This is a genomic window from Stenotrophomonas sp., assembly GCF_032099025.1.
In the GTDB taxonomy this organism is placed as follows: domain Bacteria; phylum Pseudomonadota; class Gammaproteobacteria; order Xanthomonadales; family Xanthomonadaceae; genus Stenotrophomonas.
Genome location: NZ_DAMCID010000007.1, coordinates 92,206 through 105,973 on the forward strand (window position 1 = coordinate 92,206; position 13,768 = coordinate 105,973).

The following is a 13,768-nucleotide window of genomic DNA, read 5'->3' on the forward strand; positions in this document are numbered from 1 at the left end:
TTATGCAGTCGCACTGGGCAGACACGCCCCACATCGATTACTCGAACGGCAGCTCGCCGCCCGCCCCTTGGCCGCAAGACGAAGTGGGCGCCTCGTCCGCTCCGCCCTGCGTGGTGTGCGACGACGAGCCTGTGCCCTACATCCTGTTGCGTGGCCCGTGGCTGCGAAAGATGGGCTTCGACATAGGTGCGAAGGTACGTGTCGACGCCAGCGAAGGCCTCGTCTGCATCATGATGATCACCCCGGCGCCGCCCGTGGTGTCCCCGCCGCCCACGCTGCTGCACCGCGAAGGCGTGGTGGATCGCTGGCCGTTGGCACGCAGCCCGCTGGCACACAGCCCGCACCGCCAGGAGTACACGGCATGAGCAAGACGGTGCTGATGCGGGTGAAAGTGGACGATGCGCTGCGCGCCCGCTTCAAGGGGGCGGCATGGCGTTCAAGGACCAGCCCGGCGGCGGTAGTTCGGCTGCTTATGCAGGAGTATGTGGATATCCAGGGTCATCATCCTGTCTTTTGTGCCCCGGTGACAGATCGGACCTTCAAATGCACCGCCTGCGCGGTGCTCCGCGCGATACCACCCGAATCGTCTGCGTTTGTCTTCGAAGACGACGGTGAGGAGACTGTCGCACGCAAGGAAGGCTGGTGGTGCGAATCGTTGGCGGAGAACCCGAAGTACTGAACGGCCGCCGATGCGAAAACAGCGTTCCAGCGGCGGCACTGGTGACCTGGATGTGCGATGTTACCTTTGGTAGGTAATGTCATTCAAAGGGTCATCCCCATGCACAGCCTGATCGTAGTAGCCCATCCCGAACCCGGTTCGCTGACCCATGCGGTAGCGAACCGGATCGGCGATCTCATCCTTTCTGCCAGCAACGGCAACACGGTGGAGATCGCCGATCTGGCCGCAGAGGGCTTCGACCCCCGCTTCAACCAGGCCGACAACGCGCTGTTCCGCATGACGGCACCGCCACCTGCGGACGTTGTGGCCGAGCACGCCCGCATCGATCGCGCCGATAAGCTGGTGCTGGTCTATCCGCTGTACTGGTGGTCGTTCCCGGCATTGCTGAAAGGTTGGATCGACCGGGTGTTCACCCAGGGCTGGGCCTATGCGGACGGGGCCGATGGCAAAGTGGAAAAGAAGCTCCAACGCCTGCAGGTGCACCTGGTTGGCCTGGGCGGCGCGGATGCCAGCATGATCGAGCGGCGTGGCTATGGCGCGGCGATGAAGACGCAGATCGACATGGGTATCTTCGATTACTGCGGTGCGCGCGTGCAGTCGTCCACGCTGCTGCTGGAGTCCGACAGCGGCAACGCCGACGCCAACCTGCGCACTGCTGGTGATATCGGTCGTACCATTGGGACCTCTGCTGCCGCGTGACTGCTGCCACTTCGATGCCTGCCCGCCCTGAACCACCCCGCCGCCGCATGCCGCGCGAACAGCGCACCCGCCAACTGCTGGACGTGGCGTGGGCGCTGGTGGGCGAAGAGGGCACCGATGCGCTCTCGCTGGGGCGGCTGGCCGAGGCGGCCGGGGTTACCAAGCCGGTGGCCTACGACCACTTCGTCACCCGCAACGGTCTGCTGGCAGCGCTCTATCAGGACTACGACCAGCGCCAGACGGCGGTGTTCGAAGAGCGCATCGGCAAGGCGAAGGCGCAGCTGAGGGACCGCGCGCGGGCGATTGCCGGCGGGTACATCGACTGCGTGCTGTCACAGGGCAGCGAGATCCAGGGAATTCTGGCCGCGCTGGCGGGGTCGCCGGAGTTGATGGAGGTGAAGCGGCGCTACCAGCAGGACTTCACCGGGAAGTGCGCGACGTGGTTGGGCGGATTCGCGACGGGTGCTGAAGTGCCGGAGGCGGGCTTCTGGGCGATTCTCGGCGCCGCTGAATCGCTGTCTGAGGCGGTGGCTGCAGGGTTGGTGGAGCAACCGCACGCGGAGGGTGAGCTGGAGCGCTTGATTGTGTCGATCGTCAAGCGATCCTGATAGCGGATCCAGTTTCGGTCACAGCATGCCTTTGTACTGTTCCAGGCACTTCACGGTCTGAGCCAGCCCCGCCCTGAGCAAGATACCGAATAGATCGTCAACGGTTAGAGAGGGATTCCCAAGGGCTCGGCGCATGCTCTGCACCGCACCAAGCACTTGAGCTGGGTGAAGGTCGAAGAGGTTCTCCACGAACTCGTCCGGGTGCTGTGCTTCAAGACCCCATGCATCGAGAGCGATTTCAGGAAAGTCCTTGAGATTGAAGGTGACGACGACGCTTGCGTTGCATCGGATGGCGGCGGCGACCACGTGTCTGTCATCTGCGTCAGGCAAGCCCGTGATGCTCTCAATCAATGGCTCGAAGTTGGTAACCAGGCAGTCATCGATTGCGCCATTCATCAGCGCTGCAGTGCGGTCAAGCTGGGTTCGCGTCAGATCACTCCGTTTGGCCAGTAGATTGCGGATCCATTCGTCGTGAATCTGCTTACTCCAGCGCGCACGAAATGCGCCTGTACAGGCCAAACGCATCAACAAATCGCGAACATTCGCAGGGTATAGAACACATGCGTCAAACACCGCCGTGAAAGCGGAGCTGTTCACTCGTAGCCCAGTCCAAGCTCCTGAGCCTGCGAGGCAAGGGCATCCAAGGCTTGTGCACTCTTGTCATCACGCGCTTGTTTATAGGTCATAAGATCATTGAAGCGGACGCGGCGATGCTTCCCCGTTCGGTGATAGGGCAGCTTGCCACTCTCCAGCAGTTTGACCAGATGCGGACGCGACACGTTGAGCATGTCGGCGGCCTGCTGCGTTGTCAGCTCCGCGTGCACGGGTACGATCCTGACGGCATTGCCATCGGCGAGCTCTGCCAGGATATCGCCCAGGAGGCGCAATGCCGCCATGGGGAGCTGGATGGAGTGGACATGGTCCTGGGAGTCGACCAACTGAACGCGCTTGGTCTCAAAGCCAGTCGCGAGGTATGCAGCCAGCTCGCGCTGCGCGGTGGCCGCGGTTTCAATGTCTTGGGTGAGCGGAAGGGAGACTGGCGTGGTCACGGCGGAGCTCCAACGAACGGGTGCATCGTAGGCAAGCGTCGAGACTAAACGAACTATACGAAAATCGCAATAAACGAAATGTCCGCGGCGACCATGCCAGCTTCCTCGTCTCCATAGACGCTGATCCTGACGGAGCACTTGGGTGGCTGAAGGCGCCGTTGCACGGCGCCTTCTTGATCGGGCCCGCAGGCGCTGAGCGCTGTGTTACGGCGCCGCCGGCTTGCTCCTGCCCGTCCACGACTTGCTGATGATCATCCACTTGCCGTCGATCTTGGCCAGCCCGAGGTAGTCCACGCCGTCCCATCGGGGGTAATCGAGGGACACCTTCACCAGCGCGCCGTGTTCGGTGACATCCAGGATCTCGTACTTGCGGTGGCGCTTGTCCTCGTCGTCGGCCGGCTTGCCGGGAAAGCCCTTCGCCCATTCTTCGGCACTCACCTGCATCATGCCCTTGGTAACGGGCGAGTAGCCCACCACCACGCCGTCCTTCCTGAGCACCTGCAGGATCAGCGTGGGGTCGCCGGCTTCGAAGCCGCGCATCATGGTCTGCATGACCTGGTCAACCGCATCGCGGTCGCTGTTCTGCGCCATGAGCGTGGTGGGGAGAAGGACGAGGGCGGCGGAAAGGCAGAGGGATCGGATCGAAGCGTTCATGGGTTTCCTGGTGGCGTTGGAGTTGAAGTCGGCGTTCGGGTGGGTTGGGGGTGTGGTGTTGAGCGATCAGTCCTTGGCGGCGACCGGCGCCGGGGGTTGCGCCGCGCGCTTGCGCAGTACTTCGACCACGGCTTCGGCCACCGGCCTGGCGGAGGCGTAGTTCTGCCCGGTCACCACGCGGCCATCCACCTGGACATAGGGGTCTTCGCTGTCGATGGCACTGAACAGGCCGCCGCGGGCCTTGACGGTCTTGCCCATCAGGAACGGGAACTCGCGGAAGTAGGCGGCATCGGCATCCTCGTGCTGCTCGGGGAAGCCGGTGATGCGCTTGCCGGTCATCAGGTTCTGGCCACCGGCAAGGGTGAGGTTCACGATGCCGGCCGTGCCGTGGCAGACCGCCGACACCACCCCGCCGTTGCGCTCGTACACATGCAGGGCGATGCGCTGAAGGGCGAGGTTCTCCGGCACGCCGTACATGGCGTTGCTGCCGCCGACGTAGTACACGGCGCGGTAACGGGAGGGATCGATCTGGTTGGGCCTGGCGGTGTTGCGCAGGCCGGTCATGATGCGCGCGTCTTTCAAACGCGCTTCCACATCGTCGCTGACATAGGCGTCCAGGATCGGCACGCCACCGCCGTCGGGCGAGACGAAATCCACGGCGTAGCCGGCGGCGTGGAATGTGTCCCAGGCATGCACGACCTCGCCGAAGCTGACACTGGCGGGCAGCGACGAGGCGCCGTGGACCTTGGCGCTGGAGACGATGAAGAGCACGCGCTCCGGGGCGGGGCGCCCCGGCACGTCTGCGGCGCCGGCCAGGCAGACACCGCCGGTGAGGTTGGACACCAGCAGGAGCAGCAGAGAGAGGAGGTAGCGGGAGGCGGTCATGGGTACTGGCTCGCAGGAGGAGCCAGTACGCTAACCAATCACTTTCAAATCAATATGTTGGAAGCCATTCCCGGACTGCTGGAATCGATTCTAGGAGTTCGCTGCGGCGGCGCGGAACGCGGCCGGGGTAATGCCCTCGTGCTTCTTGAAGGCACTGTAGAAGGTGGACATCGACTGGAAGCCGGCCTGCTCGGCCACGACCTCGAGCGGCTTGGGCGGCACCTGCCGCAGCAACGTCCTGGCTTCCACCACCCGCAGTTGCGCCAGGTACTGCTTGAACGAGGTCTGGTTGTTGTCGTTGAGCAGCTGCGACAGCCGGGTCTGCGGCATGCCCAGCCGGCGGGCCACCCGGGGCAGGGTCAACCCGGGGTCAAGGTGCAACCGCTCCTGCGCCATCAGGTCGGCCAGCGCCTGCAGCTGGGTGGCCGCCTCAGTCTCGGGAATCCGGCGGTCCTGGTAGGGCTCAACCGTGGCCTGGCCAGACCGTTGGCGCAGGTAAACCAGCACGCTCAGCGCGAGGATGAAGGTGAAGGACAGCGCGCCCACGATGTAAGAGGTGTAGCCGGCGGTGAAGTACGCGGTCCAGATGATCCACACCCCCACCAGCACGCCCAGCAGCAACCGGCCGGTGGGCGCGCCGACCAGCCGGGCGCGATGGCGGTACAGCAGGGCAGTGGCCAGGACCAGGTAGACCAGCCAGGCATGGTTGATGCCCGGGGTGATCACGTGCCGCCACAGGTCGGGGTGCCCGGTGTAGGGCAGGAATACATTGACGCCGATGACAATCGCCAGCAACGCGGCGATATGCCAGCGGTCCACGCGGCTGGGGCCGGGCGTATGGCTCTGGCAGGAACGCACCAGGAAGAACAGGCAGGGGCCGATCAGGAAGCAGGCGGTCAGGCCCAGCTGGAGGACGATCAGGGGGATGTCGGGCCAGAAATAGAACGCCACGGATTTTCCCGTGCGTAGGCCCACGGCCAGGATGAGCAGCGACAGCCAACGCAGCGAGGGCGTGCCGCTGGCCCGCCACCAGAGAAACGACGCCAGCCCGATGCCATTGAAGGCGCCGAGCATGGCAAAGAAGAACAGGAGATGCTGGCTCAGCATGGTCGATCCATCGAAACACTTGGCGCTGCGGCCATTCTTGCATCTGGCATGCGGCAAATGCACCCACGTGCCCGATCTGGCCACCAGAGTGGTTCGGCTGTCCCGGGCCATGCGCCGGGACAGCGGCGCTGCGCCACTGCACGCTGTGCGGGCGACGTACGCCCACACAGCGGTGTTCAAGCAGGCTCAGGCAGCGGGCGCAGGTACCGGCGTATTGAGCAGCTGCTGCTCCCACAGGTAGGCAATGCCGCTGCCGGCGGCGTGCTGCTTGAACACCTCCGTCACCTCAGCCACGTGCTCCATGCGGGCCCAGTCACGCTGCCATTCGCCGGCAAGGGCGAGCCAGGTCATCACGTTCGCGCCGGCCGCGATCATGCGCTGGATGGCCACCTGGTGCGCTTCCACCGACACGGCGCCGCAGGCATCGGTGATGACGGTGACGTCCCAGCCTTCGCCCAGCGCCTGGATGACCGGCATGGCCACGCAGATCTCGGTCCACAGGCCGGCGATGATGAGCTGCTTGCGGCCGGTGGCTTTCACCACGTCCACCACCTTCTTGTCTTCCCAGGTGTTGATGAAGGTGCGGTCGATGACCTCCTGGCCGGGGAACACATCGGTGATGTGCGGGAAAATGAGGCCGCCGCGCTCGGCGATGACGCTGGTGAGGATGGTAGGCACATTGAAGGCCTTGGCGATCTTGGCCAGTGCGGTGGCGTTGTTCACCACGGTCTGCGGATCGTGGCTGTTGAGGTTGGTGAGCTGGTAGGGCTGGTGGTCGATGAGGACAAGCACGGAATCTTCGGGGCGAAGCAGCGAGTCAAGACCGTTACGGAATGTCATGAATTCATCCTGGGTGGGGTGGAGTGAGGCGAAGACAGACCTTGTCATCGCACCCGGTACGGCGGTAGCCGCGCCGCGCGCCATGCTGTGTCGCAGAATGCGGAACGCTGAACTGGCCGCGGCTGTGTCAGGCTGTGCCACGTACCGGGAGGCCAGAATGGATATCGAAGACCTGCGCACGTTCGTGGAAGTGGCCGACGCCGGGGGTGTTTCGCCTGCAGCGCGCCGGCTGGGCGTGGCCAAGTCCATCGTCAGCCGCCGGCTTGCCCGGCTCGAAGCGGCGCTGGGCGTGCAGCTGCTTGCACGCACCACGCGCGGGGCGGCGCTCACCGAAGCCGGGGCCACGTTTCGCGAACACGCCGCCCGCGCGTGCGCGGAGATGGACGCCGCCCGCGAGGCCATCCTGCCCAACGGTGACCTGCGCGGCCGTTTACGGATCGCGGCGCCGCTGACGTTCGGGCCCACGCACTTTGCCGCGGTCTTCGCCCAGATGGCACGGCGCCACCCGCAGCTGCATGTGCATGCCGCCTACAGCGACCGCTTCGTCGATCTGGTCGCAGAGGGCTTCGACTGCGCCGTGCGCGTTGGCTATCTGCAGGACTCGAACCTGGTGGCACGCTGCGTGGGGCCGCTCTACGGAAGGCTTGTCGCCAGCCCGGACTATGTGAACGCGCATGGGTCGCCCGAGACCCCGGATGAGTTGCCCGCTCACGAGGCACTGATGCAGGGAACCGAGCCATGGCAGTTCATGGATGGCGACGCCGTGGTCACGATGCATCCACGAGGACGCTTCAAGGCCGACAACGGCACAGCGCTGCTGGCGGCGGCCCTCTCGGGGCTTGGCATCGCCTGGCTTCCGGACGGTCTCACCCAGCCGCATCTGGAAGCGGGTGAACTGGTCCACGTGATGCCGCGCTATCCGCCACCGCCGGCCGGCATCTATGTCATCCGGCCACCGGGCCCGCATCCATCGCTGAAGGTGCGGGCACTGACCGAGTTGCTGATCGACTGTTTCGACCAGGGGCCGACACCGCCCACGGCGACCGGCTAGGATCGGCAGTCGTTTGTTGCAGCGCCCGTTCCTGATCCCGTCCAGATAGGTGTGCGCTGCAGCGAGACGGCACTCCATTGAACAGAGGAAACTGATGGTGGCGAAGGCGTTGCTTCTGTGTGCCCTGTGCGCGGCCATCGTGGGCTGCGCGCCGTCTCCCCAATCGATGATGGAGGGGACCTTTACGGTGGAGGGCGTTCCGCGCGCCGGTGTGCAGGTCTGGATATCAACCGACCTGGATGCGCGCGATTGCAGGCAGGGCAGTGAGCTGGCGGCGGTCACCAACGCAGCAGGGGCCTTCCAGCTGGCGGCGCCGGACCGGGTCTTCCGCCCGTGTTTCGTGGTGGATGGCCGCAGCTACGCGACCTTCCTCGTACTGCGGGACCGTGGCGAAGACCGGCGGAAGCATCCGCTGCGCTGCGGATTGCCGGTGGTCTACACCGGCCATTTCGAGGATGGCCAGATATGCTATTGAGCAGGGGTGCGCGCAGCGCCCGTACCACCGAACAGGAATGCCGTGATCGATTCGTGCAGGCCGAGCTCGTCCTGCCCGCGCGGCCTCAGCGCCCCGGTGCAGGCGCGGTAAACCAGCGCCTGCCCAATCCAAGCGCCACATGCACAAGAAGAATCAGCACAGGTACTTCCACCAGCGGGCCGATGACAGCGGCAAATGCCACTGGCGAGGCTAAGCCGAATGCAGCGATGGCGACGGCGATGGCCAGTTCGAAGTTGTTGCCTGCAGCAGTGAAGGCGATGGCGGTGGTACGGGGGTAGTCCTTGGCGACAAGCCTTCCCATCCAGAAGCTGAGCCCGAACTGGATGAAGAAGTAGAGCGCGAGCGGAATGGCGACGCGAACCGCGTCGAGCGGGATGCGCAGCACATCCGCGCCCTTCAGACTGAACATCGCCACGATCGTGAACAGCAACGCCACCAAGGTGATCGGGCTGATGGATGGCAGGAAGCGCTCTTCGTACCATCGCTCACCCTTGCGCGCCTTCAACCAGCGCCGGGTGGCAGCCCCGGCTGCGAACGGAATACCCAGGTAGATGAGCACCGCCTCGGCGATGCGAGCGAAGCTCACGTCGACGACACTGCTTTGAAGCCCGAACACGGGCGGCAGCCAGGAAAGGAAGAACCAGGCATAGACACTGAACAGAGCGATCTGGAAGACTGAATTGAATGCCACCAATGCCGCCACATACTCGCTGTCGCCGCGTGCCAGCTGGTTCCATACGAGCACCATCGCAATGCAACGCGCCAAGCCGACCAGGATCAGGCCGGTCATGTAGTCCGGATGATCGTGCAGAAACAGGGCGGCCAGGCCGAACATCAGGAACGGCCCGATGACCCAGTTCTGCACCAGGGAGAGCGCCAGCACTCTCTTGTCGGCGAATACCTTGGGCAGGGCTTCGTACTTCACCTTGGCCAGCGGCGGATACATCATCAGGATGAGACCAATGCCGATGGGAATGTTGGTGGTGCCGATGGACATTCCCTCCAGTGCCACGGGGATTGCATCGAATGCCGCGCCCAGGCCCACACCGAGAGCCATTGCGGCGAAGATCCACAGCGTGAGGTAGCGGTCCAGGAAGGACAGGCGTGGAGATTTCGCCGCCACGGGAGTCGCCGGTGGGCGATCAGCAGCCGGGGCGATCACAGGCCTGATCCTCAGCGCAGCAGTTTTCGGTCAGATAGGCCAGCAGCGCGTTCATGGCACGGTACTCGGCCCGGTAGCAGATGGTGCGGCCGCGTTGCTCGGCGGTAATCAGGCCTGCGGCCAGCAATTCCTTCAGGTGAAAGGACAAGGTGGCGCCAGGCAACACCAGCGCGTGTGCAATGTCGCCTGCGAGCTTGCCGCCCGATCCAGCCTGGACCAGGAGACGAAAAATGGAGAGCCGGGTGGCCTGGCCAAGCGCAGCAAGCGCCTGCGTTGCATTTGAATGTTCCATGATTCTAGAATAGTGGAACGAAAGTCGCAGGACAAGTACATGCACGAGAATCCCAACCTGAGCCCTGACGCCGTGGACGTTCCCTCGACGGCCATGCTTGAAACGGCGGCCGCTCCGCAGCACCGCCCGAGGATTCTGATCCTGTACGGCTCCCTGCGTCCTCAGTCCTTCAGCCGGAAGCTGGCGCTGGAGGCGCAGCGGATACTTGAGCACCTCGGCGCGGAGACGCGGTTGTTCGACCCCCATGCACTGCCCATGCTCGACTCGGTAGCGGCCACGCACCCCAAGGTGCAGGAGCTGCGTCAGGCCTCACTCTGGTCGGAGGGGCACGTGTGGATCAGTCCGGAGCGCCACGGCACGCTGACGGCGGTGTTCAAGAACCAGGTCGACTGGCTGCCCTTGGAGGAAGGGAGCGTACGACCGACCCAAGGACGCACGCTCGCAGTGATGCAGGTCAGCGGCGGTTCGCAGTCCTTCAATGTAGTCAACGCGCTGCGTGTGCTGGGGCGGTGGATGCGCATGGTGACCATCCCCAACCAGTCGTCGGTGCCGAAAGCCTGGCAGGAATTCGACGAAGATGGGCGTATGAAGCCCTCGCCGTACTACGATCGTGTTGTGGACGTCATGGAGGAACTGGTCAAGTTCACCCTGTTGGTGCGAGGACGCAGTGAGTACCTGGTGGACCGCTACAGCGAACGAAAGGGCGCGGTTGAGGCTGCGGCGCTCGCCGCCGCGGCCGGTGTCGTGGAAGCAACTGTTACGCAGAAGGAAAGTGCATGAACGCCGTGATCTACCACAACCCGAAATGCGGCACCTCGCGCAACACGCTTGCACTGATCCGCCATGCGGGCATCGAGCCGGAGGTGATCGACTACCTGGCCAACCCGCCCACGCGCGCCCAGCTGGCGGCACTCATTTCAGCAGCCGGATTGAGCGTGCGCGATGCCATCCGGGCGAAGGAGCCCGCGTACCTCGCGCTGGGTCTGGACGACGCCACGCTCAGCGACGATGCACTGCTGGACGCGATGCTGGCCAATCCGATCCTGATCAACCGCCCGTTCGTGCAGACCGATCTCGGCACCCGCCTGTGCCGCCCGTCCGAGCAGGTGCTGGAGATTCTTCCCGCAGTGAGCGCGCCCTTCACCAAGGAAGACGGTGAAGTGGTGATCGACCCGGCCGGCAACCGGGTGCGCTGACCCGCCATGGCCGCCGTCCGCCCTATGGTGCGGCGTTGGGCCATGCAGCATCCGCCAGCATCCCGCGTATCCGGGTTGCCAGCGCTTCCACGGTGAAGGGCTTGGCGAGCAGCTGTACACCCGGGTCCAGCACGCCGTCGCTTTCCAGCGCATTGCGGCTGTAGCCGCTGGTGAACAGCACTTTCAGGTCCGGGCGCCGTTGGAGCGCCTGGTCGGCCAGCTGCCGGCCATTGACCTCGGGCATGACCACGTCGGTGAACAGCAGCGCGACATCGGGATGCGCATCCAGCAGGGCCAGAGCGGCGGCGGCACCATCGGCGGCAAGCACCGGGTAGCCCAGCTCGGTCAGCACGTCGACGGAGAACTGGCGCACCGCCGGTTCGTCCTCCACCACCAGGATCCGCTCGCGACCCTGGCCGGGACTGGCCGGCGTGGTGCGCGGATCCTCGCTTCCCACCGCATCCAGGCCGGCGGTATGACGGGGAAGATAGAGGTTCACCGTAGTGCCTTTACCGACCTCCGAATGCAGCTTCACATGGCCGGACGACTGTTTGACGAAGCCATACACCTGCGAGAGCCCGAGCCCGGTGCCTTGCCCGACCTGCTTGGTGGTGAAGAAAGGCTCGAATGCCTTGGCCATGACGTCCGGGGTCATGCCGGTGCCAGTGTCCGCCACGGCGATGAGGACGTACTGCCCGGCGGGGACGCCGGGGTGCGCGTCGGCGGTGCGTGGATCGACCTGGCAGTTGGTGGTCTGCACTGCAAGCCGGCCGCCGCCGGGCATGGCGTCGCGTGAGTTCACCGCCAGGTTGAGAATCACGTTCTCCAGCTGGTTCGCATCGGCGTACGTCCACCACAGACCGTCGGCCAGTGCGGTCTGCAGGCGCACGCTGCCGCCCAGCGAATGCGTGAGCAGGTCGGACATGCCGGCCACCAGGCGGTTGGCGTCCACCGGTACCGGCTGCAGCGGCTGGCGGCGGGAAAAGGCCAGCAGCCGCTGGGTGAGCAGCGCGGCGCGTTGTGCGCCGTCCAGCGCCATCTGGATGTAGCGCTTCGTGCGCGGGTCGCTGTCGCCCAGCCGCGTTTCCAGCAGGTCCAGTGGCCCGATCACGGTGGTGAGCATGTTGTTGAAGTCGTGCGCGATGCCGCCGGTGAGCTGGCCCACGGCTTCCATCTTCTGGCTCTGGCGCAGCGCATCTTCAACGCGCGAGCGCTCGGCGACTTCTTCGAGCACGCGGCTTTCCAGGCGCTCGTTCAATTCCTGCAGGCGTGCATCGGCCGCCTTGCGGGCGGTGACGTCGATGGCCACGCCGAGGACGCGCACGCAGCGATCGCCCTCGAACAGGCCACGGCCCTTCGCGGCCACCCAGCGCACGACACCATCTTCCTTGCCGATGGTGCGGTACTCCACGTCATAGAGGGCACGCAGCACCGGATCGGCGGCGGCGGCGAACGCGGCGCTGGTCGCCTCGCGATCATCGGGGTGCAACCCTGCATAGAAATCGTCCAGGGTCACGTCAGCGTCGGAGGACATGCCGAACATCGCCTTGGTCCGCGCCGGCCAGATCAGCACATCCTGGACGAAGTCCACATCCCAGAAGCCCATGTCGCCTGCCTCGGTAGCCAGGCGCAGGCGTTCCTCGCTTTCGGCCAGGGCCGCTTCGGCCGCCTTGCGACCGGACAGATCAAGGATGGCGCCGATCATGCGGATCGGTTCGCCTGCCGTGCCGCGCAGGACCGTGCCGCGGTCCAGCACCGAGGCGTAACTGCCATCGGCGCGCAGGAAGCGGTATTCGTCGGACCAGGACAGGTCAGTGCCCTCGATGACCGCATGGATGCCTGCTTCAACGCGTTCGCGTTCCTCCGGGTGGATGTGATCCAGCCACCACCGCGCGCTGGTCTCGACCTGCGTGTGTCCGAACAGGGCGGTCAATGCCTCGTTCCAGATCACATGACCATCGAAGATGCGCCAGTCCCAGATCGCATCGTTGGTGGCGCGGGCGGCCAGCCGGTAGCGTTCTTCCACTTCGGCATGGCGCGCTTCGGCGGCCTTGCGGTCGGTGATGTCCAGCGAGGTGCCGACCAGGCCCACGACGGTTCCCTGCGCATCGCGCAGCGGTGCCTTGGTGGACAGCCAGGTGGCACGGCGCCCATCGGGGAAGCTCACGACCTCTTCGAGCTGCTCGACCTGGCCGGTGGCCATGATGCGCTCGTCGGTGGCCATCACCGCCGCCGCCTGCACCGGGTCCTGCAGCAGCTCGGCGTCGGTGCGGCCCACGTAGGCCTCGGGCGGTACGCCGATCAGTTCGGTGGTGCCGCGGTTGCCGATCAGGATCCGCCCCTGCCGGTCCTTGGCATACACCACCCCGGGCGCCGCCTCCACGAAGGAACGCAGCAGCGTCTGTGCCTGGTCGCGCTCGGCCTGGATGCGAAGGCGGTCGTCGATGTCGATCAGGACACCGGGAAATTCGACGGCCTTGCCGCTGGCGTCCAGATCGACCCGGCCGATGGCCTCGATCCAGCGGTACTCGCCGTCGCTGCCGCGGGTACGGAACTGGTGGGCATAGCGCCCTCCGCTTCGTACGGCATCGTCGATGGCGCGTTGCAGCCCGGCGCGGTCGTCCGGGTGCACACCGGTCACCACCTCGTCCAGGCGAAGGTCGCTGCGCCCCACCGACGGGTCCAGCCCGAACGAGCGCGCCAACGCATCGTCGATGGTCAGGCTGTCCTTGGCGACGTCCCAGAACCAGGTGCCGATGATCGCACCGGCGGCCAGCGCCATCTTGACGCGTTCACTGTCGCGCTCGGCGTGGGGGTCTAGCGAATCCGATGGGTTCAAGGTGATCTCGCGGTGGTGGGGGCTGGCGGGGCAGGGCAACGCCGATTATCGCCGCGAGCCGTGTCGGTGGCGTATGTGCGGGGCGGGATGCAGGGCGCGTGGTACTGGATGTTGCTGAATCGTTCGGATTCTCGTGACGCATGGCTGAACGTGCAGTGGAGCATGCCGGGCCTGCACAAAAAAAGACGGCGGGCCCCCCGAGGGCCCGCCG

General features: G+C 65.3%; 17 protein-coding genes. 8 read left to right on the forward strand and 9 right to left on the reverse strand.

Annotation, left to right across the window (positions count from 1 at the left end):
• Nucleotides 1-2: 2 nt before the first annotated feature.
• From RT456_RS07000 to RT456_RS07015, 4 genes are all read left to right on the forward strand, one after another.
• A complete protein-coding gene (locus RT456_RS07000) occupies nucleotides 3-365 on the forward strand; it encodes a hypothetical protein (protein ID WP_313344362.1) in 363 nt (120 codons plus the stop codon).
• Entirely contained in the window at nucleotides 362-679 is a 318-nt protein-coding gene (locus RT456_RS07005; RefSeq protein WP_313344365.1) for a hypothetical protein, read from the forward strand. Before RT456_RS07000 ends, RT456_RS07005 begins: the two co-directional genes overlap by 4 nt.
• A 99-nt stretch (nucleotides 680-778) precedes the next feature.
• Nucleotides 779-1,378: an NAD(P)H-dependent oxidoreductase gene (locus tag RT456_RS07010; RefSeq protein WP_313344367.1), complete on the forward strand. Its 600-nt coding sequence runs from the start codon at nucleotides 779-781 to the stop codon at nucleotides 1,376-1,378.
• A 14-nt stretch (nucleotides 1,379-1,392) separates the two neighbouring features.
• Nucleotides 1,393-1,986 carry a TetR/AcrR family transcriptional regulator gene (locus RT456_RS07015; RefSeq protein ID WP_313344369.1) on the forward strand — a complete coding sequence of 198 codons (594 nt, stop codon included), beginning with the start codon at nucleotides 1,393-1,395 and terminating at the stop codon, nucleotides 1,984-1,986.
• Nucleotides 1,987-2,004: 18 nt separating this feature from the next.
• Here the strand turns inward: RT456_RS07015 and RT456_RS07020 are convergent, their stop codons facing one another.
• The 6 genes from RT456_RS07020 to RT456_RS07045 form a co-directional block, all read right to left on the reverse strand.
• Nucleotides 2,005-2,583, reverse strand: coding sequence for a PIN domain-containing protein (locus RT456_RS07020; protein ID WP_313344372.1), 579 nt, complete (start codon nucleotides 2,581-2,583; stop codon nucleotides 2,005-2,007).
• Nucleotides 2,580-3,035 carry a helix-turn-helix domain-containing protein gene (locus tag RT456_RS07025; RefSeq protein WP_313344374.1) on the reverse strand — a complete coding sequence of 152 codons (456 nt, stop codon included), beginning with the start codon at nucleotides 3,033-3,035 and terminating at the stop codon, nucleotides 2,580-2,582. Before RT456_RS07025 ends, RT456_RS07020 begins: the two co-directional genes overlap by 4 nt.
• Before the next feature lie 204 nt (nucleotides 3,036-3,239).
• Nucleotides 3,240-3,689, reverse strand: coding sequence for a nuclear transport factor 2 family protein (locus tag RT456_RS07030; RefSeq protein WP_313344376.1), 450 nt, complete (start codon nucleotides 3,687-3,689; stop codon nucleotides 3,240-3,242).
• A gap of 66 nt (nucleotides 3,690-3,755) precedes the next feature.
• The gene (locus tag RT456_RS07035) at nucleotides 3,756-4,574 is read right to left on the reverse strand and encodes a type 1 glutamine amidotransferase domain-containing protein (RefSeq protein ID WP_313344378.1); all 819 of its coding nucleotides are present in this window, start codon (nucleotides 4,572-4,574) and stop codon (nucleotides 3,756-3,758) included.
• Nucleotides 4,575-4,664: 90 nt separating this feature from the next.
• Nucleotides 4,665-5,681 carry a helix-turn-helix transcriptional regulator gene (locus tag RT456_RS07040; protein ID WP_313344380.1) on the reverse strand — a complete coding sequence of 339 codons (1,017 nt, stop codon included), beginning with the start codon at nucleotides 5,679-5,681 and terminating at the stop codon, nucleotides 4,665-4,667.
• 186 nt (nucleotides 5,682-5,867) lie between these two features.
• Complete coding sequence (locus RT456_RS07045; protein ID WP_313344383.1) at nucleotides 5,868-6,521, reverse strand: hydrolase; 654 nt, start codon at nucleotides 6,519-6,521, stop codon at nucleotides 5,868-5,870.
• Nucleotides 6,522-6,678: 157 nt separating this feature from the next.
• Here RT456_RS07045 and RT456_RS07050 point away from each other — a divergent pair, with 157 nt between their 5' ends.
• Both RT456_RS07050 and RT456_RS07055 read left to right on the forward strand, forming a co-directional pair.
• A complete protein-coding gene (locus RT456_RS07050) occupies nucleotides 6,679-7,572 on the forward strand; it encodes a LysR family transcriptional regulator (RefSeq protein WP_313344386.1) in 894 nt (297 codons plus the stop codon).
• A 97-nt stretch (nucleotides 7,573-7,669) separates the two neighbouring features.
• Nucleotides 7,670-8,047 (forward strand): hypothetical protein, encoded by a 378-nt coding sequence (locus RT456_RS07055; protein WP_313344388.1) that lies wholly within the window; start codon nucleotides 7,670-7,672, stop codon nucleotides 8,045-8,047.
• A gap of 85 nt (nucleotides 8,048-8,132) precedes the next feature.
• On the opposite strand, the gene arsB is transcribed toward RT456_RS07055, so the two are convergent.
• Together arsB and RT456_RS07065 are read right to left on the reverse strand one after the other, a co-directional pair.
• The gene (gene arsB, locus RT456_RS07060; protein WP_313344525.1) at nucleotides 8,133-9,191 is read right to left on the reverse strand and encodes an ACR3 family arsenite efflux transporter; all 1,059 of its coding nucleotides are present in this window, start codon (nucleotides 9,189-9,191) and stop codon (nucleotides 8,133-8,135) included.
• 19 nt (nucleotides 9,192-9,210) lie between these two features.
• On the reverse strand, nucleotides 9,211-9,522 hold the full coding sequence (locus RT456_RS07065) for a metalloregulator ArsR/SmtB family transcription factor (RefSeq protein WP_313344390.1): 312 nt from the start codon (nucleotides 9,520-9,522) through the stop codon (nucleotides 9,211-9,213).
• Nucleotides 9,523-9,561: 39 nt separating this feature from the next.
• On the opposite strand from RT456_RS07065, the gene arsH reads away from it, so the two are divergent.
• Entirely contained in the window at nucleotides 9,562-10,302 is a 741-nt protein-coding gene (gene arsH, locus RT456_RS07070) for an arsenical resistance protein ArsH (RefSeq protein WP_313344393.1), read from the forward strand.
• A complete protein-coding gene (gene arsC, locus RT456_RS07075; RefSeq protein WP_313344395.1) occupies nucleotides 10,299-10,718 on the forward strand; it encodes an arsenate reductase (glutaredoxin) in 420 nt (139 codons plus the stop codon). The genes arsH and arsC overlap by 4 nt, the downstream gene beginning before the upstream one ends.
• 22 nt (nucleotides 10,719-10,740) lie before the next feature.
• Here arsC and RT456_RS07080 read toward each other — a convergent pair whose 3' ends face one another.
• Nucleotides 10,741-13,557 (reverse strand): PAS domain-containing protein, encoded by a 2,817-nt coding sequence (locus RT456_RS07080; RefSeq protein WP_313344397.1) that lies wholly within the window; start codon nucleotides 13,555-13,557, stop codon nucleotides 10,741-10,743.
• Nucleotides 13,558-13,768 lie beyond the last annotated feature (211 nt).

Excerpts from the sequence above, each read along its gene's own strand:
- RT456_RS07000 (WP_313344362.1), top strand. The coding sequence starts at position 3 with ATGCAGTCGCACTGGGCAGACACGCCCCACATCGATTACTCGAACGGC.
- RT456_RS07005 (WP_313344365.1), top strand. The coding sequence starts at position 362 with ATGAGCAAGACGGTGCTGATGCGGGTGAAAGTGGACGATGCGCTGCGC.
- RT456_RS07010 (WP_313344367.1), top strand. The coding sequence starts at position 779 with ATGCACAGCCTGATCGTAGTAGCCCATCCCGAACCCGGTTCGCTGACC.
- RT456_RS07015 (WP_313344369.1), top strand. The coding sequence starts at position 1,393 with ATGCCTGCCCGCCCTGAACCACCCCGCCGCCGCATGCCGCGCGAACAG.
- RT456_RS07030 (WP_313344376.1), bottom strand. The coding sequence starts at position 3,689 with ATGAACGCTTCGATCCGATCCCTCTGCCTTTCCGCCGCCCTCGTCCTT.
- RT456_RS07035 (WP_313344378.1), bottom strand. The coding sequence starts at position 4,574 with ATGACCGCCTCCCGCTACCTCCTCTCTCTGCTGCTCCTGCTGGTGTCC.
- RT456_RS07040 (WP_313344380.1), bottom strand. The coding sequence starts at position 5,681 with ATGCTGAGCCAGCATCTCCTGTTCTTCTTTGCCATGCTCGGCGCCTTC.
- RT456_RS07045 (WP_313344383.1), bottom strand. The coding sequence starts at position 6,521 with ATGACATTCCGTAACGGTCTTGACTCGCTGCTTCGCCCCGAAGATTCC.
- RT456_RS07050 (WP_313344386.1), top strand. The coding sequence starts at position 6,679 with ATGGATATCGAAGACCTGCGCACGTTCGTGGAAGTGGCCGACGCCGGG.
- RT456_RS07065 (WP_313344390.1), bottom strand. The coding sequence starts at position 9,522 with ATGGAACATTCAAATGCAACGCAGGCGCTTGCTGCGCTTGGCCAGGCC.
- arsH (WP_313344393.1), top strand. The coding sequence starts at position 9,562 with ATGCACGAGAATCCCAACCTGAGCCCTGACGCCGTGGACGTTCCCTCG.
- arsC (WP_313344395.1), top strand. The coding sequence starts at position 10,299 with ATGAACGCCGTGATCTACCACAACCCGAAATGCGGCACCTCGCGCAAC.